At 73.4% G+C, this 26,527-nt stretch carries 19 protein-coding genes and 2 pseudogenes; 14 read left to right on the top strand and 7 right to left on the bottom strand.

Annotated elements, in window-relative coordinates; all coding sequences use genetic code 11:
• The first annotated feature begins 118 nt into the window (after nt 1-118).
• The 7 genes from BG452_RS22930 to BG452_RS22900 all read left to right on the top strand — a co-directional run bounded on the left by BG452_RS22930 (nt 119) and on the right by BG452_RS22900 (nt 7,089).
• Nucleotides 119-1,405, top strand: a complete 1,287-nt coding sequence (locus tag BG452_RS22930; RefSeq protein WP_188306229.1) for an aspartate aminotransferase family protein — start codon at nt 119-121, stop codon at nt 1,403-1,405.
• A complete protein-coding gene (locus BG452_RS22925; protein WP_317621182.1) occupies nt 1,405-2,274 on the top strand; it encodes a TauD/TfdA family dioxygenase in 870 nt (289 codons plus the stop codon). Before BG452_RS22930 ends, BG452_RS22925 begins: the two co-directional genes overlap by 1 nt.
• Nucleotides 2,262-3,020 (top strand): SDR family oxidoreductase, encoded by a 759-nt coding sequence (locus BG452_RS22920; protein WP_188306228.1) that lies wholly within the window; start codon nt 2,262-2,264, stop codon nt 3,018-3,020. The genes BG452_RS22925 and BG452_RS22920 overlap by 13 nt, the downstream gene beginning before the upstream one ends.
• A gap of 3 nt (nt 3,021-3,023) precedes the next feature.
• Nucleotides 3,024-3,779 (top strand): class I SAM-dependent methyltransferase, encoded by a 756-nt coding sequence (locus tag BG452_RS47205; RefSeq protein ID WP_188306227.1) that lies wholly within the window; start codon nt 3,024-3,026, stop codon nt 3,777-3,779.
• Nucleotides 3,780-3,855: 76 nt separating this feature from the next.
• Nucleotides 3,856-4,737 carry a hypothetical protein gene (locus BG452_RS22910; protein ID WP_188306226.1) on the top strand — a complete coding sequence of 294 codons (882 nt, stop codon included), beginning with the start codon at nt 3,856-3,858 and terminating at the stop codon, nt 4,735-4,737.
• A gap of 108 nt (nt 4,738-4,845) precedes the next feature.
• On the top strand, nt 4,846-5,589 hold the full coding sequence (locus BG452_RS22905; RefSeq protein ID WP_188306225.1) for an alpha/beta fold hydrolase: 744 nt from the start codon (nt 4,846-4,848) through the stop codon (nt 5,587-5,589).
• Nucleotides 5,590-5,727: 138 nt separating this feature from the next.
• The gene (locus tag BG452_RS22900) at nt 5,728-7,089 is read left to right on the top strand and encodes a GH1 family beta-glucosidase (RefSeq protein ID WP_188306224.1); all 1,362 of its coding nucleotides are present in this window, start codon (nt 5,728-5,730) and stop codon (nt 7,087-7,089) included.
• Nucleotides 7,090-7,227: 138 nt separating this feature from the next.
• Here BG452_RS22900 and BG452_RS45865 read toward each other — a convergent pair.
• Nucleotides 7,228-7,456, bottom strand: a pseudogene (locus BG452_RS45865) (hypothetical protein); the annotation flags it as partial.
• Between the two features lie 223 nt (nt 7,457-7,679).
• On the opposite strand from BG452_RS45865, the gene BG452_RS22895 reads away from it, so the two are divergent.
• From BG452_RS22895 to BG452_RS22870, 6 genes and pseudogenes are all read left to right on the top strand, one after another.
• A complete protein-coding gene (locus BG452_RS22895; RefSeq protein WP_317621181.1) occupies nt 7,680-8,549 on the top strand; it encodes a hypothetical protein in 870 nt (289 codons plus the stop codon).
• A gap of 170 nt (nt 8,550-8,719) precedes the next feature.
• Nucleotides 8,720-10,849 carry a SpoIIE family protein phosphatase gene (locus BG452_RS22890; RefSeq protein ID WP_188306222.1) on the top strand — a complete coding sequence of 710 codons (2,130 nt, stop codon included), beginning with the start codon at nt 8,720-8,722 and terminating at the stop codon, nt 10,847-10,849.
• Between the two features lie 259 nt (nt 10,850-11,108).
• Nucleotides 11,109-13,730 carry a SpoIIE family protein phosphatase gene (locus tag BG452_RS22885; RefSeq protein WP_188306244.1) on the top strand — a complete coding sequence of 874 codons (2,622 nt, stop codon included), beginning with the start codon at nt 11,109-11,111 and terminating at the stop codon, nt 13,728-13,730.
• 70 nt (nt 13,731-13,800) lie between these two features.
• Nucleotides 13,801-13,938, top strand: a pseudogene (locus BG452_RS48135) (family 1 glycosylhydrolase); the annotation flags it as partial.
• A gap of 233 nt (nt 13,939-14,171) precedes the next feature.
• Nucleotides 14,172-14,426 (top strand): hypothetical protein, encoded by a 255-nt coding sequence (locus BG452_RS22875; protein WP_188306221.1) that lies wholly within the window; start codon nt 14,172-14,174, stop codon nt 14,424-14,426.
• Nucleotides 14,427-14,439: 13 nt separating this feature from the next.
• Nucleotides 14,440-15,573, top strand: coding sequence for a flotillin family protein (locus BG452_RS22870; RefSeq protein ID WP_188306220.1), 1,134 nt, complete (start codon nt 14,440-14,442; stop codon nt 15,571-15,573).
• 183 nt (nt 15,574-15,756) lie between these two features.
• Here the strand turns inward: BG452_RS22870 and BG452_RS22865 are convergent, their stop codons facing one another.
• The 6 genes from BG452_RS22865 to BG452_RS22840 form a co-directional block, all read right to left on the bottom strand.
• Entirely contained in the window at nt 15,757-18,369 is a 2,613-nt protein-coding gene (locus tag BG452_RS22865; protein WP_188306219.1) for an acyl-CoA reductase, read from the bottom strand.
• A complete protein-coding gene (locus BG452_RS22860; RefSeq protein WP_188306243.1) occupies nt 18,366-19,532 on the bottom strand; it encodes an acyl-protein synthase in 1,167 nt (388 codons plus the stop codon). The genes BG452_RS22865 and BG452_RS22860 overlap by 4 nt, the downstream gene beginning before the upstream one ends.
• Nucleotides 19,533-19,588: 56 nt before the next feature.
• Nucleotides 19,589-20,803 carry a GNAT family N-acetyltransferase gene (locus BG452_RS22855; protein ID WP_188306218.1) on the bottom strand — a complete coding sequence of 405 codons (1,215 nt, stop codon included), beginning with the start codon at nt 20,801-20,803 and terminating at the stop codon, nt 19,589-19,591.
• Entirely contained in the window at nt 20,800-22,059 is a 1,260-nt protein-coding gene (locus tag BG452_RS22850) for an MFS transporter (RefSeq protein ID WP_317621180.1), read from the bottom strand. The genes BG452_RS22855 and BG452_RS22850 overlap by 4 nt, the downstream gene beginning before the upstream one ends.
• Before the next feature lie 140 nt (nt 22,060-22,199).
• The gene (locus tag BG452_RS22845) at nt 22,200-23,462 is read right to left on the bottom strand and encodes a phenylacetate--CoA ligase family protein (protein WP_188306217.1); all 1,263 of its coding nucleotides are present in this window, start codon (nt 23,460-23,462) and stop codon (nt 22,200-22,202) included.
• Between the two features lie 493 nt (nt 23,463-23,955).
• Entirely contained in the window at nt 23,956-25,953 is a 1,998-nt protein-coding gene (locus tag BG452_RS22840; RefSeq protein ID WP_188306216.1) for an aldehyde dehydrogenase family protein, read from the bottom strand.
• Between the two features lie 112 nt (nt 25,954-26,065).
• On the opposite strand from BG452_RS22840, the gene BG452_RS22835 reads away from it, so the two are divergent.
• On the top strand, nt 26,066-26,515 hold the full coding sequence (locus BG452_RS22835; protein WP_188306215.1) for a MarR family winged helix-turn-helix transcriptional regulator: 450 nt from the start codon (nt 26,066-26,068) through the stop codon (nt 26,513-26,515).
• Nucleotides 26,516-26,527 lie beyond the last annotated feature (12 nt).

The following is a 26,527-nucleotide window of genomic DNA, read 5'->3' as shown; positions in this document are numbered from 1 at the left end:
CCGACCCGCCCCGCTGACCGGTCCGACCCGGCGTGAGACCCGACCCGACAGCTCACCTCCGACAGGCTCCGATCCGACAGGCTCCGACCCGACAGGCTCCGAGAGAAGGCAGACTCCGTTGTCCCAGCTCTCCCCCGTGCTGAAGCAGGCCACCCCCGTCGTCGCCGTACGCGGCGAAGGCCTCCACCTCTACGACGCTGACGGCCGCCGCTACCTCGACTTCACCTCCGGAGTGGGGGTGACCAGCACCGGCCACTGCCACCCCAGGGTGGTCGAGGCCGTCCGCGAACAGGCCGGCCGGCTGCTGCACGGCCAGTACACCACCGTGCTGCACGACCAACTACTCACCCTCACCGAACGGTTGGGCGAGGTGCTGCCGCCCGGTCTGGACTCGGTGTGCTACGCCACCGCCGGCACCGAGGCCGTGGAGGCGGCGCTGCGGCTGGCCCGGCACGCCACCGGGCGGCAGAACGTGATCGTCTTCGAGGGCGCCTTCCACGGCCGGACCATGGGCGCGGCCGCGCTCAGCACCGCCGGGATCCGCTACCGGGCGGGCATCGGCCCGCTGGTGCCCGGGGTCGCGGTGGCGCCGTTCCCGGCCGCCTTCCGGCTCGGCCTGTCCGAGGAGGAGGCGGTGGCACACGCCCTGCGCGGGCTGGACGAGGTGCTGGCCACTGTCTCCGCGCCCGCCGAGACGGCGGCCCTGTTCGTCGAACCGGTGCTCGGCGAGGGCGGCTACGTCCCCGCCCCGGCCGGGTTCCTCGCCGGACTGCGGGAGCGCGCCGACCGGCACGGCTTCCTGCTGGTGGTGGACGAGGTGCAGAGCGGCTTCGGCCGCACGGGCCGGTTCTGGGCCCACCAGTACGAGCCGGCCCGCCCGGACGAGGAGGGCTTCCGGCCCGACGTCCTGATCACCGCCAAGGGACTGGCCAGCGGCCTGCCGCTGTCCGCCCTCGCCGCGCCGACCGACCTGATGCGGCGCGCCTGGCCCGGCTCCCAGGGCGGCACCTACGGCGGGAACCCGCTGGCCTGCGCCGCCGCGCTGGCCACCCTGGACGTGCTGCGCGAGGAACGGCTGGTGGAGAACGCCGCCGAGCAGGGCGTCCGGCTGCTGGACGGCCTGCGGGCGGTCGCCGCCGGGGCGCCCGGCATCGGCGACGTCCGGGGCCTCGGACTGATGGCGGCCAGCGAGTTCTGCCGACCGGACGGCTCACCCGACCCGGCGGCCGCCCTGCGCGTCCAGCGGGCCGCCGCCGACCTCGGACTGCTGCTCCTGCTCTGCGGGATCCACCTCAACGTGGTCCGGATGATCCCCGCGCTGGTCGTCACGGCCGCGCAGACCGACGAGGCACTGGCGCTCTGGTCCAAGGCCGTCGCGGCCGGGGCCCGGCCGGAGGAGGCGTAGTGAACGAGCACACCGTGACCGAGATCGGCTGGAGCAGCCTGGAGTTGGAGGCCCGGCGGCAGATGTGGTCGCTGCCGCTGGGCGACGACGAGCGGGAGCTGCTCTGGGCCGACGCCCGGGCCGGCCGCTGGGGCGCCGCTGCGCCGGCGCGCGAGCGGCTGCGGGCCTTCGTCCGGGAGAGCGTCGACTCGGTCGGGCTCACCCATGTCGCCAACCTGGTCGACCCGGCACGGCCCGAGCCGGAGATCACCGAGGCGCTCGCCTTCCTGCTCCGGGACTACGGCCGGATCGTCCCGCAGAACGGCCGCGGCGACCTCACCTCGGTACTGCGCGACCAGGACGGCGACGGCAACACCGAACTCGGCTTCCACTGCGACACCTGCGACCTGCTCATCCTGCTCTGCCTCCAACCCTCCTACCGTGGCGGCGGATTGACCAAGCTGGCGAGCGCCCGGCACGTCCACGACCTGATCGGGCGGGAACGGCCGGACGCCCTGGCCACCCTCGGCGAGGACTGGACCTTCGACCGCACCGGCCGGGCCGGCCCGCAGCTGATCGTCACCCCGATCCTGTACCCCCGGAAGGACGGCACGATCGGCTGCTACTACCAGACCCGTACGGTCCGCTCCTCGCCCGACCGCGGCGGACCGGAACTGACGGATCGACAGTGGGAGGCGCTCGGCGTGCTGGACGAGGTGCTCTACCGGCCGGAGATCGCCTTCGGCCTGCCGATGGCCGCCGGAGACCTGCTGATCATCCGCAACAGCCGTGTGCTGCACGGGCGTTCGGCGTACGTGGACGAACCCGGCCGGTACGCCCGGCGGATGCTGCGGATCTGGCTCAACGAGGGGGAGACATGGACGCCGTGAACCCCCGGGTGGCCCTGGTGACCGGCGGCGGCAGCGGCATCGGCCGGGCCTCCTCGCTCGCCCTGCTCGGCGCCGGCTGGACGGTGGTGCTCGCCGGGCGCCGCAAGGACGCGCTGGAGGAGACCGCCGCGCTCGCGGCCGTCGCCCCGGAACGGGTGCTGGCGGTGCCCACCGACATCCGCAGCCCGGAGGAGGTCGCCCGACTGTTCGACGCCGTCCGCGACCGCTACGGCCGGCTCGACCTGCTGTTCAACAACGCGGGCGCCGCCGCCCCGCGCCGGCCGATCACCGAGACGCCCTTCCAGGACTGGAACCGCGTCCTGGACACCATCGTGACCGGCAGCTTCCTGTGCGCCCGGGAGGCCTTCCGGCTGATGAGCGCCCAGACCCCGCAGGGCGGCCGGATCATCAACAACGGCGCGCCCTCGGCCCATGTGCCCCGCCCCAACTCCCTGGCCTACACCGCCGCCAAGCACGCCGTCCTCGGCCTCACCAAGGTGCTCGCCCTGGACGGCCGCCCGTACGGCATCTCCTGCGGGCAGATCGACGTCGGCAACGTCGCCCCGCCGGACGGCGGGCCGCAGCCGGCCGCGATGCAGGCCGACGGCACCATGGCGGTGGAGGCGACCATCCCGGTCGAGCGCTTCACCGAGGCGCTGCTGCTGATGGCCTCGCAGCCGCCGGACACCACCATCCAGTCCCTGGTGGTGCTGCCGAGCACCATGCCGTTCGTCGGAAGGGGCTGAACCGTGCTGGTCAGTGCCCGCTCCTTCGCGGAGTACCGGGCGATGTTCGCGCTCACCGACCGCGACCTCGCCGGGCGCGTCCTGGACTGCCCGGCCGGCGCGGCGAGCTTCGTCGCGGAAGCCGGGCGACGGGGGATCGACGCCGTCGCCGTTGACCGCGAATACGCGTTGCACCGTGAGGAGTTGGGCCTGCTGGTCGAACGGGAGACCGGCTACAAGCGGGACCGGCTGGTGAAGGAGACGGCGGGCTACTCCCGGTCCTGGTACGCCGACGCGGACGACATGATCCGGCAGTGGACCGCCAACGCCCGGCTGTTCCGGGCCGACATCGCCGCCCGCCCGGACCGCTACGTCACCGGGGCGCTGCCCGAACTCCCCTTCGCGGACGACTCCTTCGACCTGGTGCTCAGCTCGCACCTGGTCTTCTCGTACGGCAACCGGCTGGGCGAGCAGCTCGTCCGGGCCGCGCTGCTGGAACTCGCCCGGGTGGCCCGGCGGGAGGTCCGGCTCTTCCCGGTCATGGTGTACGACACCGGGGAGCGGTACCCGGGGCTGGAGCGGCTGCTGGAGCGGCTGGCGGGCGTCGGCATCGGGAGCCGGGTGGAGCGGGTGGCGTACGAGTTCCAGCCGGGGGACGACGAGATGCTGGTGCTCACCTGCGCGGAGTACCGCACCCCGGCGCTGACCGCGCCCGCCGCCCCGGGTGCGGCGGTGGCCGTCGACCCGGTGCGGTGGCGGCACCGGGAGCGGGGGGCCTGAGGGCGGCCGGCGTGGTTCGCCGGCAGCGGAACGCCTGTGGGGAACGCGGGTGCCACGGGCCACGTTCATGACCGACATGAACACGCATCAGCACCACGAGCAGGAGCACCACGAGCACGACGAGCACCATGCACACGACGAGCACCACGGGCACGACGAGCACGACGGGCACGACGGGCACGACGGGCACGTCGAGCACCACGGCCACGACGGGCACCAAGGTCATGGCGGTCATGGCGGCCACCACGGCCACGGCGCTCCGCAGGGGCTGACGGCCTCCGACCAGGGCTACACCCTGATACCGGAGACCGTCGGCCCCGAGGGCGAGTTCACCTTCCGGATCACCGGGCCCGACGGCAAGCCCGTCACCGGGTACGAGCCGCAGCACGAGGCCCTGCTGCACCTGATCGTCGTCCGCCACGACCTCTCCGGCTACCGGCACGTCCACCCCGAGCTGGACGCGGACGGCACCTGGCGCGTCGCCGGCCCCTTCGACGGGCCCGCCGCCTACCACGCGTACGCCGATTTCAAGGCCGTCGGCGCCGCCCCGCTCACCCTCGGCGTCGACCTCACCCTCCCCGGCGAGACGACCGGCCGGCCGCTGCCGGAGGCCTCGGCCACCGCCACCGTCGACGGCTACACCGTCACACTGACCGGCGAGTTGGCGGCCGGCAACGGCGCTCCGCTCACCTTCACCGTGACGCGCGACGGCGCCCCCGTCACCGACCTCCAGCCCTACCTGGCCGCCTACGGCCACCTGGTCGCCCTGCGCGCCGCCGACCTCGCCTACCTGCACGTCCACCCCGACGGCGAACCCGGCGACGGCACCACCGCGCCAGGCCCGGACATCACCTTCCACGCGGTGGCCCCCACGGCGGGCCCGTACCGGCTCTACCTCGACTTCAAGCACGGCGACGCCGTCCACACCGCCGAGTTCACGGCCGTGGCCGGAGCCTGAGCCCGCCGTCGCCGTCGCCGTCGCCGTCGCCGGCGACCGACCGCAACCGGGCTGCCCCCGGCGGATATCCGCACGACGGCCGCCGGGCCGCTCCGCTACGGTGCGGCGATGGTGAACTTCGTACTGGTCGCCGGAGCCCGGCTCGGGTCGTGGGCCTGGGACGACGTGGTCCCGCACCTCCGTGCGGCCGGCCACGCCGTCCACCCGCTGACGCTGTCCGGGCTGGCCGACAAACGCGGCCTGCCGGCCGGGCAGCGGACCCACGTCCAGGACATCGTGACCGAGGTCGAGCGCCACGACCTGCGCCAGGTCGTGCTGGTCGGCCACAGCTACGCGGGCGTCCCGGTCGGCCAGGCGGCGCAGCGGATCGGCGACCGGCTGGCCCGGATGGTCCTCGTCGACTCCGACGTCCCCGTCGACGGCCGGTCCTTCGCCGCCGGCTGGCCCGACGGCGGCGCGGCACTGACGGCAACGATCGCCGACAACGGCGGCTTCTGGCCCTGCGGGCAGGCCGAACACTTCGCGGGCCACGGCCTCTCCGAGGAACAGACCGCCCGCATCCTCGCCGGCGCGACCCCGCACCCGGGCGCCACCCTGACCGAACCCGCCACCCTGACCGGCCCCCTCGCCGACCTGCCCACGACCTACGTCAAGTGCCTGCTCGCCGGGGCGGAACCGGACGAGGAGGTGGCCGCACTGCTGACCGGCGGGCACTGGCGGCTGGCCGAACTCGACACCGGCCACTGGCCGATGTTCTCCCGCCCGACCGACCTCGCCCACCTGCTGCTCTCCGCTGCCGCCGACGGCCCGTCGGGCGAACACGGCACCGACCAGCTGAGGCGCTGTCAGTAGCGTTGCCGGACAAGCCACATGAGGACATCCCCCTTGCGGCCTCCCGTTGTCCGGCGCGCCTCTGGTGTTTCGGTGACGCGTCGGTAACATGAGTCACCCTCATGTTCTGCCCTCGTGTGCTACCAGGAGGAGGCCGCCATGCCGGACCGTCTCGACCTACCGCCCGGCTTCCGCTGGGGCGCCGCCACCGCCGCCTACCAGATCGAGGGGGCCGTCGACGAGGACGGCCGCGGCCCGTCCGTCTGGGACACCTTCGCGGCCCGCCCCGGCGCCGTCCGCGACGGCCACACCGGCGCGACCGCCTGCGACCACTACCACCGGTACCCCGAGGACGTCGCCCTGATGAAGGACCTCGGGCTCGACGGCTACCGCTTCTCCCTCTCCTGGCCCCGCGTCCTGCCCACGGGCGCGGGCGCCGTCAACCCCGCCGGACTCGCCTTCTACGACCGGCTGGTCGACGCGTTGCTGGAGGCGGGCATCACCCCCCTCCCCACCCTCTTCCACTGGGACCTCCCCCAGGCCCTCGAAGACCACGGCGGCTGGCTCAACCGCGACACCGCCTACCGCTTCGCCGACTACGCCACCGTGATGGCCGACCGCCTCGGCGACCGCATCCCCACCTGGATCACCCTCAACGAGCCCTTCGTCCACACCGTCTTCGGCTACGCCCTCGGCACCCACGCCCCCGGCCACACCCTGATGTTCGAAGCCCTCCCGGCCGCCCACCACCAACTCCTCGCCCACGGCCTCGCCGCCTCCCTGCTCCACGACCGCGGCCTGGAGGTGATGCTCTCCAACAACCTCACCCCCGTCGAGCCGGCCTCCCCCTCGGCCGAGGACGCGGCCGCCGCCCGGGCCTACGACGCCCTGCACAACCGCCTGTTCACCGACCCCGTCCTGCTGGGCCGCTACCCCGACCTCTCCGCCCTCGGCGTCCCCGACGACATCTTCGGCGCGATCCGCCCCGGCGACGTCGACCTCATCCACGCCCCCGGACTCGACGGCCTCGGCGTCAACTTCTACAACCCCACCCGCGTCGCCGCCCCCAGCGACCCGGACCTCCCCTTCGACCTGGTCGCCATCCCCGACGTCCCCCACACCGCCTTCGGCTGGCCCGTCGTCCCCGACGCCCTGCGCCAACTCCTCCTCGGCCTCCGCGACGTGTACGGCACCGCCCTCCCGCCGATCACCATCACCGAGAACGGCTGCTCCGTCGAGGAGTCCACCGACCCCGACCAACCCCGCATCGACTACCTCGCCGCCCACCTCGACGCCGTCGCCCAGGCCGTCGCCGAAGGCGTCGACATCCGCGGCTACTACACCTGGTCCCTCCTCGACAACTACGAATGGGCCGAGGGTTACCACCAGCGCTTCGGCCTCGTCCACGTCGACTTCGCGACGCAGCGGCGCACCCCGAAGGCCTCGTACGCCTGGTACCGCGACCTGATCGCCGCCCACAAGGCGCGACATGCGAAACAGGGGCTGGTAACTCCCTTGTAGCACGGTGTTGATGCCCGAACGCAGGGCCTCGCAGGCGAACGCAACGATCGGAGGGAATGGCCGGGAACGGTCTGCTGGGACAAAAGCGCCTCACTCCGTACGCGGTGCGAACGGGAATGGTGGGAGAAATTCAGTGAATCATTTGCCAATGAGCTGCCGACTGAATGTCAGATCGCGGGCTCGGTGAGCCCGTTCGACCTTGCGCTCGGCCCGCACCGGTTCGGGTGTCTCCCGCGCGACGCCGTCCGGGCCGAAGACCGTGAACCGGTCGACGGGCCGGGCGAACCAGCGGTCGTGCGTGACGGCCGGAGTCGTGTCCCCGCATAATCTCCAGGCCCTCCTGCGGGGCCCCCGCCGACTCTCGGTCCGCAGCCGCCGTCCGAGGGCTCGGAGTCGAGTCCCGCCGTGCCCCTTCTGGTCGCCGTACGGGGCGGTAGGGTCACCGGAATCTGCTGGACATATCGGTTTCCTTTCGGGGGTTTCTGAAATTCGACCGGTGGCCTAGGCTGCGGCGCGTGTCGATCCTTCGAAGACTTCGCGCTTCCGGCCCGCGCCTGCGGCCGGAACTCGACGACGTTGAACTCGGTCGCGTGCGGCGACAGCTGAATTCACCCGCGATGCCGGGGCAGCACGGAATTCAGATCGACCAGATCGAGCGGCTGCTCCACGGGGCCGGTACGGACTGGGACCGTCGCGCGCACCGCTTCGCCGTGCTCGCCGAGGCGGCTGCGCACTCGGCGCTCTCCCGCTCCTGGCGGACGCGCCGCCCGCGCGGTGCCGACCCGCAGGTCTTCGAGGCGTGGGTCGAGCTGTGCCGTGGCCGGTGGGCGGGGCGGATGGAGGACGCCCCCGCCACCGCCGAATGCTGCCGTCGTGCCGCCGCCGCCGTTCCCGACGACCCCACGCCGTGGGTGGTGCTGCTCGGGATCCTGCGTCTGACGCGCGCCGAATCGCGAGAGGTGTTCGCCGTCTGGCACGAGGTGACAGCGCGCGACCCCTGGAACCGTGAGGCCCATCTGCACATGCTGCGCTACCTGTCGCCGGAGGAGTGCGGCTCGCGCAGCAGTCAGCTGGACTTCGTGCACGCTGTTCGGGCCTCGGTGCCGGCCACCGCACCGGCCGTGGGCGTGGAACTGACCGCACTGGTCGACGAACACACCCGCATCGCCGCCCGGGGCGGCGTCGAGGCCCTGCTGGTCCGCCGCCAGTGGGAGAACAACCGGGCCGCCACCGCGTTGGAGACCGCTCTGGCGGGCTGGCCGCGTCCCGGCCACCTGCGGCACGCGGCCGCTCTGGCCGACCTCAACCTGCTCGCCTTCGCCATGGTCCAGGCCGGCCGCGTGCGCGAGTGTGCCGACGCCTTCGGCCTGATCGGCGACACGGTCACCGCCTGGCCGTGGACACTCGACGGTGACCCGCTCGACCGGTTCGGTTACTGGCGGTCCAGGGCGCTGACCTGACACCCTGCCGTCGACGGCCACCGGTCGGCACTCCGGCGGCTACGCGGGGCGACACAGGACTCCTGTCTGTGGCGGGGGGCGACGACGGGCGGCGAGTAGCGGGGGCCAGACCGGGCCACTATGGGAGGGGGCCTACGGGTTCACCGGTCGGCTCGAATGGGGTGATCGTGATGGGCGTACCGTGGCATCCGTCGCCAGGGCCCGGACACGAGGCCGCCGAGGCGTCGGCCGGGCAGGGCCTTGAGGCGATAGCGCAGATCCTGCGATCCGCGCCGGCCCGGCTCGATGCGCACATCGGAGGTCTCTACCTGCTGTCCGAGGACCGGCAGCTGCTCGAACTGGCTCTGACACTGGGGGCTGCCCGGCAGTTCACCAGGCCGTGGCAGCGCGTCGGCCTGACCGCACCGATACCGGTGGCGGAGGCGGTGCGCAGCGGCCGGGTCGTCTGGGTGGGCGGCGCGGAGGACATGGCGCGCAGGTATCCGAGGATCGCGGTCGCCATGCCGTACGCGTTCTGCCTCGCGGTCGCCCCACTCATCAGGCGGAGGACCGCGTACGGGGCCGTCTTCCTGCTCTGGCCCGCGGCACATCCCCCCGAGATGTCGCCCGGTGAACGGGACGCGTTCGGCGCGTTCGCCGCGCTCCTGACCGAGGCGCTGGCGGAGGCAGCCCAGGCAGGACGTCCGGTCCGGGCCGGCCCGCGCCCCGAGGTGGCGGAGCGCGGTTCCGTCGCCCAGCTCACCACGATGGCGGCACGGCTTCCCGAGGGCATCTGCGCCATCGATCTGAACGGCAGGCTGGCCGTGGTCACACCGGCCGCCGCCGAGCTGCTGGGCGAGCCGGTCGAGCGGCTGCTGGGCGCGAGGCCGTGGGAGGTCCTGCCGTGGCTGCGGGACCCGGTGTACGAGTACCACTACCGGGCCGCGGTGATCAGCGGGCAGTCCACCTCCTTCGTGGCGATGCGGCCGCCGGACCGGTGGCTGTCGTTCGAGCTCTTCCCGGGCCCGTCCGGACTGACCGCGCGGATCGTCACCGCCGACGCCGCCCACCGCGCCCGGCCCACCGGGGCGCCCCGGGCGGGGCACACCCGGCCCGGGGCGCTCTACCACCTCCTCCACCTCGCCGGTGCGCTGACCGAGGCCGTCAGCGTGCAGGACGTGGTGAGCATGGTCTCGGAGCAGATCGTGCCGGCGTTCGGCGGCCGAGCCGTGGCGGTGCTGATGGCGGAAGGAGGCCGACTGCGCATCGTGGGCCATCGCGGCTACCCGCCCGGCCTGGTCGACCAGTTCGACGGCACTCCGCTGACCGAGCCCACGCCCGGTGTCCGGGCGTCCACCAACCCCGTACCGGCGTACTTCGAGACCCGTGCGGAGTTGGAGCGGGTCTACCCGGGCCGCCCCGAGACGCAGGACGGGATGGCCGCCTGGGCCTATCTGCCGCTGGTGACCTCGCGCAGGCTGATCGGCACCTGCGTGCTGGCCTTCGCCGAGCCGCACCACTTCGATCTCGAGGAACGCGCCGTTCTCACCTCGCTCGGCGGACTGATCGCCCAGGCCCTGGACCGGGCCCGGCTGTACGACACCAAGCTCGGTCTCGCCCACGGCCTCCAGGAAAGCCTGCTGCCCCGTGCACTGCCGGACGTCCCGAGCCTGGAGATCAGTGCCCGCTACCTCCCGTGCACGGAGGGCATGGACATCGGAGGCGACTTCTACGACGTCATCCGGGTCGGGCCTGACAGCGTGGCCGTGGTGATCGGCGACGTCCAGGGCCACAACGTCAACGCCGCCGCGCTGATGGGCCAGGTCCGTACCGCTGTCCGTGCCTTCGCCGCGGCCGATGCCGATCCGAGCACCGTGCTCTCCCGCACCAACCGCCTGGTGGCCGACCTGGAGACCGCCTTGCTGGCCAGCTGCGTCTACCTTCGCGTCGACCTCGCCCGCCGTGAGGCCTGGCTGGCCGACGCCGGTCACCCCGTGCCCCTGCGATACCGCCCGGACGGCCGGGCGGACGCGCTGGAGCCGCCCGTCGGCCTGGTGCTGAACGTCGACCCCGCCGCCGACTACCCGCAGATCCGCATCGACCTGCCGATCGGCACCACTCTGGTCCTGTACACCGACGGCCTCATCGAGACGCCCGGTACGGATCTCGACCAGGCGTTGGCGGACCTCACCGCCACGCTGGCCCGCCACGGCGGCGAACCACTCGACCGGCTGGCCGACGCGCTCGTCGATCGGGCCGGACACGGAGAGCACCGCACCGACGACGTCGCGTTGCTGCTGATCCGCTCCGTCCCCCGCTGAGCCATGACGGAGCGGGGCCGCTTCCGCGGCCTGCGGGCGGGGCGTACCAGGGGGTGCTCGGGCGAGGTGCCCCGTGCGGCGTGTCCCGCGCTGTCCGGGGCGGGACCATGGGTGTATGGCGAGAGACACGGGCCCCGCGCCCCGGGTGCCGGGCCGAGCGGGTGGTCATGGCGGGCGGCGGCATCCGAGTCCGATTCCGGGGGAGCCGTCGGCGCGGCGGCTGCGGTCGGTGACGAGCATCCGCAGCGTCGCCGGTCAGATGTTCCTCCTCCAGGTGTTGATCGTGCTGCTGCTCGTGGTGGCGGCGGTCGTCGCACTTCTGATCGAGTCTCGCAGCGACCGGTTCGCCGCAGCGCGCGACCGTTCGCTCGCTGCGGCCGAGGCGTTCGCCCACGGCCCCGGTCTGGTGGCGACGATGCAGGGCCCCGATCCCAGCACGGTGCTCCAGCCCCTGACCGAAGCGGCCCGCAAGGACGCCAAGGTCGATTTCATCGTGGTGACCGACCGAAACGGCATCCGCTACACCCACCCCCAGCCGGAGCAGATCGGCAAGAAGTTCGTCGGCACCATCGGGCCGTCGCTGCAGGGCCGAGTCACCGTCGAGCAGGTGCACGGCCCGCTCGGCCTGGAGTACCAGGTGGTGGTTCCGGTGGAGGACACCCACGGTGCGGTCGTGGGCATCGTGTCCGCCGGGATGAAGGTCGCCAACGTGAGCAGCACGGTGAACCGCCAGCTGCCGGTCGTGCTGGGCGCCGGTGCCGTCGCGCTCGGCCTGGCCACGGCCGGTACTGCGCTGGTGGGCAGGCGTCTCCTGCGGCAGACCCACGGCTTGGGGCCGCAGGAGATGACCAGGATGTACGAGCACCACGACGCGGTGCTGCACGCGGTGCGCGAGGGCGTGGCCATCGTCAGCGGCGACGGCCGGGTCCTGCTCGCCAACGACGAGGCGCGCCGGCTGTTGGACCTGCCCTCCGACGCTGAGGGGCGAGCTGTCACCGACCTCGGCCTCGACCCCCGTACGACCGAACTGCTGCTCTCCGAGTGCGCGGTCACCGACGAGGTGCTCCCCGTGGGCGACCGCCTGCTGGCTGTCAACAACCGCCCCACCGACAGTGGGGGAGGCCCGCCCGGCAGCGTCACCACCCTGCGCGATTCCACCGAGTTGCGCGCCCTCGCGGGGAAGGCCGAGGTCGCCCGCGGTCGGCTCAGGCTGCTGTACGAGGCCGGCATGGCCATCGGCACCACCCTGGACGTCCGGCGTACCGCGGAGGAACTCGCCGGGACGGCCTCCCGGGAATTCTGCGACTACGCCACCGTCGACCTCGCCGAAGCGGTCCTGCGGGGCGAGGAGCCGCAGACCCTGACGGTCGGTGCCACGGTGGAGCTGCGGCGGGTGGCGCTCGCGGGCATCCGGGACGATTCGCCGCTGTACCCCCAGGGCACGCTGGTCCGATGGGTGGGGAGTACCCCGCAGGCGGCGGGCTTCGTCAGCGGGCGATCCGCGCTGGTCCCCGAACTGGCGGCCGATGCCGGGTGGCGCATGCAGGATGCCGAGCGTACCCAGGCGGTGCTGGAATTCGGCCTGGCGTCGCTGATCGCCGTTCCGCTGACGGCGCGGGGTGTGCTGATGGGCATCGCCTGCTTCTGGCGTGGCCGTGACAGAGGCCCGTTCGAGGATGACGACCTCTCCCTGGCCGAGGAGCTGGCCGCCCGGGCCGCCGTGTCCGTCGACAACGCCCGCCGCTTCACCCGCGAGCACACGATGGCCGTCACCCTGCAGCACAGCCTGTTGCCGCGCGCGTTGCCCGAGCAGAGTGCCCTCGACGTCGCCTACCGCTACCTGCCCGCCCAGGCAGGGGTCGGCGGCGACTGGTTCGACGTCATCCCGCTGCCGGGCGCCCGGGTCGCGCTCGTCGTCGGCGACGTGGTCGGCCACGGCATGCACGCGGCGGCGACCATGGGCCGCCTGCGTACCGCTGTCCAGAACTTCTCCACCCTCGACCTGCCGCCGGACGAGCTCCTCGGACACCTTGACGATCTGGTCGCCCACATCGACCAGGAGGCGGCCGCGGCCGGGGGTGAGCTCGCGATCACCGGCGCCACCTGCCTCTACGCGATCTACGACCCCAGCACGGCCACCTGTGCGCTGGCCCGGGCGGGCCATCCCCCGCCCGCCCTCGTCCACCCGGACGGCACGGTGGAGCTCCTCGGCCTCCCCGACGGCCCGCCGCTCGGCCTGGGCGGGATGCCCTTCGAAGCAACGGAGGTGCGGCTGCCACCGGGTAGCAGCCTGATCCTCTACACCGACGGCCTCGTCGAGGACCGCACCCGTGACATCGGCGTCGGCCTGGACATCCTGACGGCCGTCCTGGCCCGCCCCGACCGATCGCCCCAGGCGATCTGCGACGCCGTGCTCGACGCGCTGCTGCCTGACCGTCAGACCGACGACATCGCCCTCCTCGTCGCCCGCACCCGCGTGCTGGAGCCCGATCGGACCGCCGAGTGGGAGGTGGCCCCGGCTCCGGAGGCCGTGGCCCAGGCCCGCGCCGAGGCCACCCGACAGCTCGCCGAGTGGGGTCTCGACGAGGCCGCCTTCGTCACCGAACTGGTGCTCAGTGAACTGGTGACCAACGCCATCCGCTATGCGACCGGACCGATCAGGGTGCGGCTGCTGTACGACCGCGCGCTGATCTGTGAGGTCTCCGACAGCAGCAGCACCGCCCCGCACCTGCGCTACGCGGTCGAGGAGGACGAGGGCGGCCGCGGCCTGTTCCTCGTCGCCCAGCTCACCGAACGCTGGGGCGTCCGCTACACCCCCGAGGGCAAGATCATCTGGGCCGAGCAGTACCTGCCACCGGGCGTCCCGACATCCGGCCCGTGAGCGAGCAGCCGGCGAACGTCCCGTCGCAGAACAGCCGCCAGGCACCGTACGATGACACCCCGTTCGACGGGCCGAGGGCCACCACCGGCGCTTCGGCCTCGTCCACGTCGACTTCGCGACGCAGCGGCGCACCCCGAAGGCCTCGTACGCCTGGTACCGCGACCTGATCGCCGCCCACCGCGCCCGGTGCGGGAGGTGGGTCGAGTGAGGGAACTCGCCGTAGGCACCTTTTTTGACGTCGCGTCAGTATCGATGTGTGTGCCGTGGAGGCCCGGTGCGGCCGAACGCACTCGTGCACATCCCTTCGACAGCGCGAGCGTCACGTGACACCCTGGAATCAGCGTTGCTTCGGTACGGTAAGCCGGTCGTGCGCCTGTGCGCCGCCGACGCGAGCTGCTGCCACGGTGGTCGCGCGACGTTCGACAAGAGAAGGGGTCGCCGGTGGTGTCGGACCAGGCCGTGATCGGTTGCCCGGGGGTGTTGGTGATCGGCACCAGGGGAGCCGCCGGCCCTGGTGAGGTCCTGGTGAAGATCAGGGGCGGTTCGGAGTCCTTCCTCGCCTGGTCGGAGGAGCCCCTGCCGAAGGGGACGTCCGTCCTGGTGATCGAATCGCGTGGTACGCGCCAGGTCGACGTCATCGAGTGGACCGACCCGACCGACGACCCGTGGGCCGACCGTGCCGACGGCATTCGCTGAGGAGACAACCAGGATGTTCGGCTATCGTGTTCCCGCCCCCGACGAGGCGATGCTGATCTCAGGCGGACAGCGGGGCCTCGCGGGTGCGCCGTTCCGTGTGGTGACCGGACACGGCACGTTCGTGCTGCCGGTCTTCCGTAAGGTCCGCTTCCTGACTCTGGCGATGTGCGAGGCGGAGGTCGCGGAGACCTGCGTCACCAAGCAGGGCATCGCGCTGACGGTACGGGCGGTGATCGCGTTCAAGGTCGGCAACGACAGCGAGAGCATCGTCAACGCCGGCCAGCGCTTCCTGTCCGACCAGGATCAGATGTCCGTGCTGACCGGCCGGATCTTCGCCGGGCACCTGCGTGCCATCATCGGCTCGATGACGGTCGAAGAGATCGTCACCGAGCGGCAGAAGCTCGCCACCGAGGTCCTGGACACCTCGAAGGCTGAGATGGCGAAGATCGGACTGATCGTGGACTCGCTTCAGATCCAGTCGATCGATGACGGAGACACCGGTTACATCGTCGCGATGTCGGCCCCGCACCGGGCGGCCATCCAGCGGCAGGCCCAGATCGCCCAGGCGCAGGCCGCCCAGGCCGCAGCGGAGGCGGAGCAACAGTCCGCCCGGCAGCAGGCCGAGTACGCGCGGCAGACGGCGGTGGTGAAGGCGCAGTACAGCGCCGAGGTGGACCAGGCGCAGGCACAGGCCGCCCAGGCCGGCCCGCTGGCGCAGGCCCACGCGCAGCAGGAGGTGCTGGCGGCACAGACCGAGCTGGCCCAGCGGGCGGCGGAGCTACGCCAGCAGCAGCTGGTCGCCGAGATCGTGAAGCCGGCCGAGGCGGAGGCCGAGCGGATCCGGGTCGTGGCGCAGGCCGAGGCGGAGCGGATGAAGATCCAGGCCGAGGCGGCGGCCTCGTATGACCGGGTGGCGCTGGACCGGATGCTGATCGACCAGTTGCCGCAGATCGTCAAGGAGGCGGCGGGCGGGCTCGCGGGCGCCAACGTGAACGTCCTCAATGGCACCGACGGCTTGGGCGAGATCGCGGCGGGCCTGGTCAGCCAGGGCCTGACGATCCTGGACTCGGTCCGCAGCGGCCTGGGCACGCAGCAGGGCCGCGTTCGTCAGAACGGCGAGCGGGCCGGGCTCGAACCGGGACAGTAGGCGGAGATTGCCGGCCGCAGCTACCCGGCGGCCTCGCCCCGGGTGCGGTTCTCGGCGGTGAGTCGCTGAGCGTTGCCCGCCGTGGTGTTCAGGTGCCAGACATGGGTTCAGGGCAGGGCAGAGCAGGGCCGGGGCCCGGACAGGCCGGGCCCCGGCCCTGTGCCAGGGGGGTCAGACGGTGGGTCAGGCGGAGGGGCGGCGGCGGTCGACGACCGTGCGCAGTTTGCCGCTGGTGGGGGTGCGTTCGAAGGCGGCGGTGGGGGCCGTCTCGACCGTGCAGGTGAGCAGGCCTTCGGCGACGGCGGTGCCCAGTTCGGGGACGGCGGTCAGGAAGGCCTCCCGGGCGGCGGTGGCGGCCGCGGCGTCCGGGACGTAGCGCTCGTCGAGGCGGACGGTGACCAGTTCCCGGCCGTCGCCCGCGTCCAGGAGCAGCTGTAGTTCGCCGCGGTAGCCGAGGTCCTCGGCCGCCACCGCGATGAGGCGGCGGACGTTGAGGAAGTAGGTGCCGACCCGGACGACATCGCCGTAACGGCCGAGGAGTTCGATCCGCGGGGTGTGGCTGCCGCAGGGGCAGACGCCCTCGACGGCGCGGCCGAGGTCGCCGATCTGGTACCGCTCCAGGCGCTGCCCGGCCCGGGTGCGGGTGGTGAAGACCAGGCGGCCGGGTTCTTCGGGGAGTGCCGGGCGGTCGGCCTCGCGGTCCAGGACCTCCAGGGTGTGCAGGTCGGTCAGGACGTGGTGGACCGAGCCCTCGCTGTGGGTGCACTGGTAGCCGAGCGGCCCCAGGTCGGTGCTGCCGTACGCCGCCGAGCGGATCAGCTGGACGCCGAACTCCTCGGTGAGCACCCGGCGTTGCTCCGCCGTGAAGTGCTCGCCGCCGTAGAACACCTTGCGGATGCCGCCGTACCCGCGCAGCACTTCGCCCTGGTCGTGGAACAGCTGCCAGAGGTAGGAGGGCATGCCGAGGACGGTGTCCGCGCGGTGCGTCACCAGCGCCTCGGCGGTGGCGGCGTGGTCGGGGCCGGCCGCGAGGGGGAGCTGGGTGGCGTTGAGGCGCTCCAGGATGGAGAAGAAGCTGATGAAGCTCCCGTACATGCCGCCGCAGTAGAACAGGTTGGCGGCGCGGTCCCGGGCCGGGTCGAAGCCGGCGGCGAGCAGGCCGTCGGCGGCGGCCCGCATCTGGGTGTCGTAGTCGGCGTTGGTGAACACCGACAGGGCCGGGGCGCCGGTGCTGCCGCCGCTGCGGAAGTACAGGTGGGCGTGGTCCGGTGCCAGGGTGCGCAGCTGTTCCTGAACGCCGGCCTTGTCCAGCAGCGGGCCGACGGGGGCGGCCGGGACGGCGGCGGGGGCGGCCAGGTCGTCCAGGCAGGCGGTGGTGGCGAAGGCCTCGCCGGCCGCCCGGACGCTGACCCGGCGGCTGTAGCGCTGGAGGGCGTAGACGCCGTCGTGGGGCTCGCCGTGGTAGCTGTCGAGCATCCCGCCGACGGGGGTGACCCGCAGCGCGCCGGCGGCGAGGACTGCCCGGGAGAGCCGGGCGACGTCGGCGCGGCTGCCGCCGATCGCGGCGGTCTGCAGGTAGCGGCGCATCGGGCGCAGCACCGGTATGACGTCGGCGCGGGGCAGCGGCTTGACCCAGACGCTGCGGTTGAGCGGAGAGGCGGCCAGAGCGGGGCGGGTGTCGGCGAGGACGCGCCAGGAGCCGTCCTCGGCGGCGACCACCCGGGTCAGGCCCAGGTGTTCCTCGAGCCGGGCGATCAGTTCGGTGGTGGTGATCTCGGCGTGCTCGGCCGGTTCGAGTTCGGGCCGGGGCTGCGCGGCGGAGGCGGTGGCGAGGTGGGCGGCGAACCGTTCGGCGAAGGCGAAGACCTCGCCGTCGTCCTCGGTGTCGAGGTAGACGACCTGGGGGCTGGAGCAGGCCTGCTGCTCGAAGCGGCAGACGTCGGCGGCGAGCGCGTCCAGGGTCGAGCCGTCGGACCAGGCATCGCGGGTGAGGTAGGCGAAGGAGATCCGGTGGCCCCACTCGACCAGTCGGCAGCCGGCCGGGACGAGGTCGGCGATCGCGCGGACGGCGTCCTCGCCGCCCCAGACCGAGACGGCGTCGGCGGCCTCGCAGAGCAGCCGCAGCCACTCGGTGCGGGCGGAGGGGAAGCGCAGTACGACGATCCGGCGGGCGAGCGCGCCGGTCGGGTCGGCGGCGGCCAGCTCGGCGAGCAGGTGCTGGGCGAGCGGGGTGTCGCCGCTGCTGGTCTTGAGGACGTTGAGGTTCCCGGTGAGCAGGCCCTCGACGACGGTGAGCGGCGCGACGGCGGCGGCGTTGCCTGGCGCGATGTGGACCAGCAGGCCGACCGGCGCCCAGGCCTCGAAGACGGTTTCGCGGGCATCGGGCCGGGTGAGCCGTTCGGGGCGCAGCCCGCCGAGCTCGCGCCGGAGCTTGCGCTCCAGGGCCGGGCGGGTGATCGCCCCGGCGATCTCGTCGAGGGTCGCGGCCGCCTCGTCCGGGTCGGTGCCGCCGTCGGTCAGTACGGCGAGCAGCCGGGTGCGGACGGGGTGGGCCGCGGTGCCGGCGGCGTCGGCGGGGGTGGCGCAGAGGTCGTCCGCGAGGTCGTCGGCGGGGGCGGCGGAGAGCGCGTCGGCGAGCTGCTGGCAGGCGTTCAGCACCAGCTCGGTGGCCAGGGGTTCGGCGAGGACCCGGGCGGCGAGCTCCGGGAGCCCGGCGAGCCGGTCGGCGGCCTCCTGGTCGTCGATGAACGAGCCCTGCCAGAAGTGGGCTCCGGTGCTTGCGGACTCGGGGTTCACGACAGTCCCTTCAGGAGTTCGGCGGCGGCCGCCGCGCAGTTGCGGTTGCGGCTGACCCCGGCGCGGCCGTGCACGGTGAACCAGGGCGTGGGCAGGGGGCAGGGGCACTCCTGCGCGGGGTGCAGCGAGGCGAGGTCCCCCATGACGACGCTCTGCGCCGGCACCGAGGTGATGTACGGCGAGACCAGGTGGAGGAAGCCGCGCGCGCCGTACGGCAGCGGCTCCAGGGTGCGGGTGTCGCGCACGGCGGCCCGCGACCAGACCGGGACGTGCAGCCGGTGGTGCCCGCACTCGACGTACGGCACGCAGTGCTCGACGGAGCCGAAGGTGTCGCGGATCCGGTCCGAGGGGATGCCCAGCTGCTCCGTGACCTCGGCGTAGAACCGGTCCTTGCCGATCTGCCGGTCGGTGTGGCCCTTCCAGCCGCCGCCGAGCAGCACCAGGGAGCCGGCCGGCAGTTGGAGCGGGGGCAGCCCGAGGGCCCGCATCCGCTCCAGGGTGAAGTGCAGGAACGCGGGGAAGCCGAGGATGCGCACCGGCAGCCCGTCCTCGGCGTACCGCTGGAGCGCCGCGATGCAGCCGTGGACGTCGAACTCGTGGCCGACGCCGGTGTGCCGCAGCGCGTGGGTGGTGTGGTTCGCCGGCGCGAAGTCGCAGAGGTAGTTGTCGGTGAACGAGGTGCCGAGCTTCAACCGCGGGGCGGGCTCGTAGCTGTACAGCAGGTAGTTGACGGGCTGGTCGGGGGTGATCCAGCCGTAGTGGTCGAAGATCCGGGCCACCATCCGCTGCGCGGAGCGGATCGTCCAGGTGTCGAAGAACATCTGCGACTTCTGGCCGGTGGTGCCGGAGGAGGTGAGGTGGAGGAACACCTCCTCCCGGGGGATGGAGAGCACCTCGTGCCGCTTGAAGAAGTTGGCGTGCACCAGGGGTGTGCGGACGCCCTCGCCGACGGTCGGCGCCGCCGTCTCCGCCGGGCCGTCCAGCAGCGAGCGCAGGAACGGGGAGCGCCGGGCGTGCCAGGCGTTGGTCTCCGCCATCGCGGCGGCGAACAGTGCGTCGGCCTCGGGGCCGGCCGCGTACGGGGTGGTCAGGTCACAGAGTCGCTGCACGTGCGGGAGCGCGGCGGGGTCGGGGACGCCGACCGGCGCGAGGTGCGGGTTCACGGGACGCGCGTCCTCGGGATCGGTGGTCGCAGGGTCGGTGTTCACGGGATCTGTGGTCACGGGGCAACCTCGGGGAGGGGTAGGTAGGTCGAGGTCCAGGCGGTCAGGTAGGCCCGCAGGTACGGCTGGAGCGGGCCGCTGACGGCCGTGGTCCGGAAGTCGATCTGCCGGCTGGTCCGGGACAGCACCACGTAGTCGTGGAAGCGGTCGCCGGCCCGGCGCATCGCGGGGTAGACGGCGCTGGGGATGAACCCGGCGGCCAGGAAGGCACTCAGCCCGGCGGTGTCGGCCAGCGGCAGCAGCGTCTCGACGTAGTCCGCGCCGGCCCGGGTGACGGCCGCCATCAGCGGCTCCAGCGCGCCGGTGACGGCGGCCGGGGACGGGTGGACGGCGACCAGCGAGCAGCTCGCCGCGACCGGGTCCAGGTCGGCGTAGGCCTCGAAGGAGCCGTCCGGCGGGGTGAGGACGGCGTTCGGGACGTGCAGCGGGAAGAACCGCTCGGCCGGGTCGGGGAAGAGCTCGAGGAACCGGCGGCGGACGAAGCCGGGCGCGGTGATCAGCTCCATCGGCGCGGTCACCGGCGCGGTCACGGGGGCGGGTGCCGCCCCGGCTGCCGGAGCTGCCACCGGGGTGGGCCCCTCCGCCGGGCCCGACCGGCCGTACCCGATGCCGGTGCTGCGTCGGGCCGCCTCCAGCAGCGGCAGCACGGCGGCCGGTACCTCACCGACGCCCTCCCGCCGGGCGAGCACGCCGTCGGCGTGCCGGGCGAACAGCGCGAGGCTCTCGCACCCGGCCACCTCGACGGCGTTCGGCAGCAGGCCGAGGGCCTGGAAGCCGTTGCGGGTGAAGACCTGCTGCGGGCCGGGGGTGACCACCCGGACGGTCGCGTAGATCGAGTCCAGGGCGCCGTTCGCGAAGGCGTCCGCGCACACCTGGGCGGTCAGCCGTCCGGCCAGCCCGCCGCCCCGCTCCTCCGGGTGGACCGCCAGGCCCACCAGTTTGCCGATCCGGCTGCCCGGGTCGGTCTGCACCGCCACCGACCCGGCCAGCCGGCCGGCGCCCTGGTGGCGGGCGGTCAGCCAGTGGGTGTGCGGGTCGGCGATCAGGCGGCGCATCTCCTCGGGGTCGCTGCCGAGCGCGACCGGGTAGCCGTGGCCGTAGACGTCGAAGTAGAGCTGGCGCAGCTGCGCGACGTCCTGCGGGGCGGCGGGAGCGATCGTCACCGTGGTCGTGGTCGTGGTCGTGGTCGGGGTCGTCACCGTCGTCGTCATCGCACGTCCCCGATCGGTTGCGCGTCCGCCGGCGCGGGCGCGCTCGCCGGCTCAGGGGCCTGCGGCTCGCGCCGGCCGGTCCACCAGAGCGCGGCGGCGACCGGCAGCACGCCGACGGCCTGGACCAGGCACAGCGTCCGCGCCGGGAGGTGGTCGCCGAGCAGGCCGAAGAGCAGTGAGGACACCGGGAAGGTCGCCCCCAGCAGGGCCTGCATCACCGCGAAGAAGCCGGGCCGGTCCTCGGCCGGCACCATCCGCTGGAACAGCGCCACGAACCGGACGCCGATCACGCCCACGCACCAGCCGGCCACCGCCATCGACCCGAGCGCCGGGGTGGTGCCGGCGGCCAGCCCGGGCAGCCCGAGCGAGACGGCCATCAGGACCAGACAGCCCGCGCCGATCGCGGTGGGCGCGCCCGGGAGGCGGCCGGCGGTGAAGGAGCCCACGAGCGTGCCGGCGCCGAGCGCCGCCTCCAGCGCGGCGACGGTCGAGCCGTCGGCGTGCAGCACCGTCCGGGTGTACAGCGGCATCACCACGAACACCGCGGTGGTGAACAGGTTGGCCGCGGTGAAGCAGAGCAACACCCGCCGGATGAAAGGAAGTTCGGCCAGGATCCGGCGCAGCGGCCGGGGCGGGGCGGAGGTGTCGGTGGCGGGGATGGCCGGGGCGCCGCCGTCCGCCGGCTGCGCGTCCCCGGTCGGCGTGCCGGAGCCCGGGAACCGGGTCGCGCCGATCAGCGCGGCTGCCAGCAGGTAGGCGCCGGCGCACCCGGCGACGACACCGGCCGGGCCCGCGAGGTCGACCGTCAGCGGGCCGAGCAGCCCGCCGGCGAGTCCGGCCAGCGACTGGGTGCTGAGCTCGAACCCGGTCGCGGTCTCGATGTCGGCGTCCTCGACCAGCTCGGGGACGGACGTGGTCAGGCAGGGGTCGAAGACCGCCTGGCAGCCCGCCAGCACCAGTGCGGCGCCGTACGCGACGACCAGCGGCGGCGTCCCGGCGTACGTCCAGCCGGCCGTGCCGAGGGCGACCAGACCGGCGACGGCGGCCGAGACGCCCAGCACCGTCCGGTGCGGGCGGCGGGCGATCAGCCCGGCCACCAGCGGCGCCAGTGCCACCGCGGGCAGGGTGCTGACGGCGAGGAAGGCACCGGAGGCGAGGCCCCGGTCGGCCCCGGCGGCCCGGCTCACCAGCCACCACACCGTGCCGACCTGGAACATCCGCCCGGCGGCCTGGGTGAGCACCTGCGCGGCCCACACGGCGCAGAACCGCCGGTTGCGCAGGACGAGCGGCCGGCGGCGCGCGGCCGGGGCGGTTCCGGGGGCTGTCTCCGCAGCCGTTTTCGCGGCCGTCGGCGCGGCTGTCTCCGCAACCGTCTCCGCGGCCGTCCCCACCGCCGTCACGAGTGCGGCCGTTCGTCGAGGACCCGGATCAGCTTGCCGGTCCGCGGGTTGACGGCGAGCTCCTGCCGCCGCACCCACGCGACGGACAGCGGGTTCACGTACCCGGCGGCGACGGCCTCCGGGTACAGCGGCCGCGCCGCGTGGATCCCGGCCTCGACGGCGGCGGCCAGCTCGGGCAGCCCGGCGGGCTCCCCGTCGCAGGCCAGGCGCAGCACCAGCCCGTCCCGGCCGTCCCAGCGGCGCACCACGAGCTGCGCCCCGGTGACCCGGCCGGCGGGGTCGGCGGCCCGGACGAGGTCGAGCACGTCCTCGGTGTACAGCGACACCGGCCCGACCCGGACGCCCTCCTGGGCCCGGCCCAGGACGCGGAACCGTCCGGTGGAGACGTCGGTCCACTCGGCGCGGTCCCCGACGGGGTAACGCAGGACGGGCATCAGCCGGCGCCGCAGGTCGGTCACCACGACCCGGCCGGGCACGCCGTCGACGGTGATCGGCTCGTCGGTGTGGTCGTCGAGGATCTCCACGACGGTCTCCGGGGTGAACGCCCGGTGCTCCCGGGTGTCCGGGCCGGGGACGGGCCGGCCGAGCAGTCCGGCGTCGACGGCGGCGTAGCCGATCGAGGAGATCCGGGCGTGCGGGAAGGCCTTGGTGAGCAGCGGCTGCTGGTCCTGGTAGAGGCCCTCGCCGCCGAACAGCAGCAGCTCCACGTGCGGGAGTTCACGTCCGGAGGCGACCAGGTGGTCGGCGAGCGCGCACAGGGTGGTCGGCGTGCCGGCCACCACCTCGGCCGCGAACTGCTCCAGGGTGCGCGCGGTCGACTCCAGTGGCGCCGCGCCGCCGATCGGCAGCCGGACGTTGGCGACGGGGGAGCGGTGCAGCGAGTCGAGGACGAAGGTGTAACTGGCGTACAGGTCGCCCGCGTAGAAGAGGTCGGCGACCCGGTGTCCGGGGCGCAGTCCGGCGTCGACCAGTCCGGCGCCGAAGGAGGTGGTGAACTCCCGCCACTCCTCCCGGGTGTAGCAGGAGAACTTCGGCGAGCCGGTGGTGCCGCCGCTCTTGAAGACCACCGCCTCCTCCAGCGGCCCGGTCAGCACCCGGTTGTCGCGGGGCGTGTTCGCCTGCCAGAACGCGGCCTGCGGGACGACGGGTAGGTCGGTCAACTCCACCGAGCGGTCGGGCAGACCGGCGTACAGCTCCGCGTAGAACGGTGAACTGCGGCGTACGAAGCGGATGAGTTCGGATATCGGTTGGGCGGGCATCAATTCCTGCTCGGGGCATGCGAGGACCGGGCGTGAGGTCGCGTGTCGTGGCGACCCCGCCCGATCGGTCGAAGGTGAGGGGTGATCCGGGAACGCGGAAATCGAATTCCGCCGCTGGCCCCGCCGGGGCTCCGGACCATAGATCAACTTATGGGAAGTAAAGAGTTCTTTGCTGTTTGTCCGTCAGAAAGCAAGGCTAACACCAGGATGCACCTTCGGAATCCAGCCTGTAGGCCCATTGGGTCCCCTGGGCTAGGGCGAAGGGCGGATTTCGGCCGCGCGGTTTTTAGTTGAAGGAAAGACATTTCACGTGCGCCCGTCTGATTGCGGATCAGATGCCCGGAATCGCCACCCGCCGTCCGGGGGGTGTGCCCTCCGCCGAATGGCGGAGGGTTCGGCCACAATGCGCCAGGCCGCCGCCACGGACCGGGGATTCCGGTCGTGACGGCGGCCTGGTGGTCTCTCGGACGGGCCGGGCGCGCGCCTCGCGCGCTCAGCCGAGCGGCTTGTCCAGCACCGCCTTGAGGTGGCTGAACGTGTCGATGGAGTAGGCGCCGTGGTAGCGGCCCATGCCGCTCTCGCCGACGCCGCCGAACGGCAGCTCGGGGACGGCCAGGTGCGACACGGGCAGCCCGAAGACGAGCGCACCGGACGAGGTCTCCTCGGCGAGGCGCTGCTTGGTGCGCTCGGACTCGGTGAACGCGTACAGCGCGAGCGGCTTGTCGCGCTCGTTGACGAAGTCGATCGCCGCGTCCAGGTCGGGCACGGTGACGATCGGCAGGATCGGCCCGAAGATCTCCTCCTGCATCACCGGCGCCGTCGGCGGAACGTCAGCGAGCACGGTGGGCGCGAGGTAGCGGCCGGCGCGGTCGTGGTCGCCGCCGGTGACGGTCCGCCCCTCGCCGAGCAGGGCGGTGAGCCGGTCGAAGTGGCGCTCGTTGACGATCCGCCCGTACTCGGGGTCGCCGGCCGGGTCCTCGCCGTGGGCCGCGCGGACGGCGGCGGCCAGTTCGGCCGCCAGCGGGGCCGCGGTGTCGCCGACGGCCAGCACGTAGTCGGGGGCGACGCAGGTCTGCCCGGCGTTGAGGAACTTGCCCCGGACGATCCGCTGCGCGGTCACCGCGAGGTCGACGCCGGGCTCGACCACGACCGGGCTCTTGCCGCCGAGTTCGAGGGTGACGGGGGTGAGGTGCTTGGCGGCGGCCGCCATCACGATCCGCCCGACCGCGCCGTTGCCGGTGTAGAAGACGTGGTCGAAGCGCTGCTCCAGCAGTGCGGTGGTCTCCGGGACGGCTCCCTCGACCACGGCGACGGCGTGCCGGTCGAGGTAGCGGGGCAGCAGGCGGGCGAGGGCCGCCGAGGTCGCCGGGGCCAGCTCGCTGGGCTTGACCACGGCGGTGTTGCCGGCCGCCAGGGCGCCCACCAGCGGGGCGAGGGCCAGCTGCAGGGGGTAGTTCCAGGGGGCGATGACCAGCACCACGCCGAGCGGGTCGCGGACCACCCGGGCCTGGGCCGGGAGGAAGGCGTCGGGGACGGCGGCGGCCGCCGGGCGCAGCCACTCCTCCAGGTGCCGCACCGTGTGGTCGAGCTCGTTGAGGGTGAAGGCCACCTCGGTGCGGTAGGCCTCGACGGGGCCCTTGCCGAGGTCGGCGGCGAGTGCGGCGAGGAACGCGTCCGACTGCTCGGTGAGCAGCGCGCGCAGGGCCCGCAGCTGGCCGAGGCGCCAGTCGAGCGGCTTGGTGCGACCGGACCGGAAGGTCGCCCGCAGCCGCTTCACGACGGTGGCGGCGTCGGTGGCGAGGGCCTCGACCAGCTGGTGGGCCAGCGCGGTGGAGGAGGCCGGGTTCTGCCCGGTGTACAGGTTGCGGTCGACGACGGTGTGCGGGGCGAAGGGGGCGGCTTCGGCGAAGTCGGCGTCCAGCTCGACCAGGCGGTCCTGGAGCAGCCACGGGGCGCCGTCGGCCAGGCCGGCCGCGCTCTCCTCGGCGTTGGTGAAGGCGGTCATCCGGTAGCCGGCGAACGGCCAGCTGCCGTCCTCGCGCCGCGCGGCCAGCAGGGCGGCGGGCGCGTGGCAGACCACGCCCAGCGGCCGGCCCGCGTCGAGGGTGCGGGTGAGGATCCGGCCGGACGCCTCGTCGACCGCGAGGTCCTCCATCGGGCCGTGGCCGCCGGGGTAGAAGACCAGGTCGTAGGCGTCGGGGTCGACCTCCTCCAGCACGGCGGGGCCGTCGAGCGAGGCCCGGAGGGAGTCCAGGTACGCGGCGACGGCCTCGGCCCGTTCCTGGCTCCCGTTGGCCGCGGCGGTCAGGCTGGCGCGGTCGACGGTGGCCGGGACGCCGCCGGGCGTGGCGATGGTGATCTCGTAGCCGGCCTCACGGAAGACGCGGTGCGGCTCGGCGAGTTCCTCGGCCCAGTAGCCGGTCGGGTGGGTGGTGCCGTCGGCGAGGGTCCAGTGGGTGGCGCCGGTGACGACGAAGAGGGCGGCGGTCATGGTGCTGCTCCAGGATGAGTTGAGGGCATCGATGGTTGAAGTCCTCAAGTAGTACGGTCGACGGTAGGCCCGATGGTTGAGGATGTCAACCAATGGTGCCTACACTCGACCCATGACCAGCACCGACCCGCCCGCCGTGCCCACCTCCGTCGAGCTGATGGACCAGCTCGCCCGGGCCGCAGCCGGGTACTACCGGAGCTTCTCCACCGTGGCGGCCGCCCGCGGCCTCACCCTGATGCAGGGCAAGATGCTGAGCCTGCTCCGGCGCCCGATGCCCATGCGGACCCTCGCCGACCTGCTCGCCTGCGACGCCTCCAACGTCACCGGCATCGTCGACCGCCTGGAGGCCCAGGGTCTGGTCCGCCGCGAGGTCGACCCCGCCGACCGGCGGATCAAGCGGGTGACTCTGACCGGGGACGGCGAGCGCACCGTCCACGAGATCCGCGCCGAACTGCTGACCACCCTCAGCGGCCTCGACGAGCTCCCCGACCGCGACCGCCGCACCCTCCACCGCCTCCTCGGCCACCTCTACCCGGCCGGCCCCGGCGCCGCCGACGACTGATCCGAGTACCGG

Origin of the sequence: Streptomyces sp. CBMA123, assembly GCF_014596465.1 — a bacterium.
In the GTDB taxonomy this organism is placed as follows: Bacteria; Actinomycetota; Actinomycetes; order Streptomycetales; family Streptomycetaceae; genus Kitasatospora.
This window is presented reverse-complemented; position numbering and strand designations above follow the sequence as displayed.

Excerpts from the sequence above, each read along its gene's own strand:
- BG452_RS22920 (WP_188306228.1), top strand. The coding sequence starts at position 2,262 with ATGGACGCCGTGAACCCCCGGGTGGCCCTGGTGACCGGCGGCGGCAGC.
- BG452_RS22910 (WP_188306226.1), top strand. The coding sequence starts at position 3,856 with ATGAACACGCATCAGCACCACGAGCAGGAGCACCACGAGCACGACGAG.
- BG452_RS22905 (WP_188306225.1), top strand. The coding sequence starts at position 4,846 with ATGGTGAACTTCGTACTGGTCGCCGGAGCCCGGCTCGGGTCGTGGGCC.
- BG452_RS22900 (WP_188306224.1), top strand. The coding sequence starts at position 5,728 with ATGCCGGACCGTCTCGACCTACCGCCCGGCTTCCGCTGGGGCGCCGCC.
- BG452_RS22890 (WP_188306222.1), top strand. The coding sequence starts at position 8,720 with ATGGGCGTACCGTGGCATCCGTCGCCAGGGCCCGGACACGAGGCCGCC.
- BG452_RS22885 (WP_188306244.1), top strand. The coding sequence starts at position 11,109 with ATGTTCCTCCTCCAGGTGTTGATCGTGCTGCTGCTCGTGGTGGCGGCG.
- BG452_RS22870 (WP_188306220.1), top strand. The coding sequence starts at position 14,440 with ATGTTCGGCTATCGTGTTCCCGCCCCCGACGAGGCGATGCTGATCTCA.
- BG452_RS22855 (WP_188306218.1), bottom strand. The coding sequence starts at position 20,803 with ATGACGACGACGGTGACGACCCCGACCACGACCACGACCACGACCACG.
- BG452_RS22845 (WP_188306217.1), bottom strand. The coding sequence starts at position 23,462 with ATGCCCGCCCAACCGATATCCGAACTCATCCGCTTCGTACGCCGCAGT.
- BG452_RS22840 (WP_188306216.1), bottom strand. The coding sequence starts at position 25,953 with ATGACCGCCGCCCTCTTCGTCGTCACCGGCGCCACCCACTGGACCCTC.
- BG452_RS22835 (WP_188306215.1), top strand. The coding sequence starts at position 26,066 with ATGACCAGCACCGACCCGCCCGCCGTGCCCACCTCCGTCGAGCTGATG.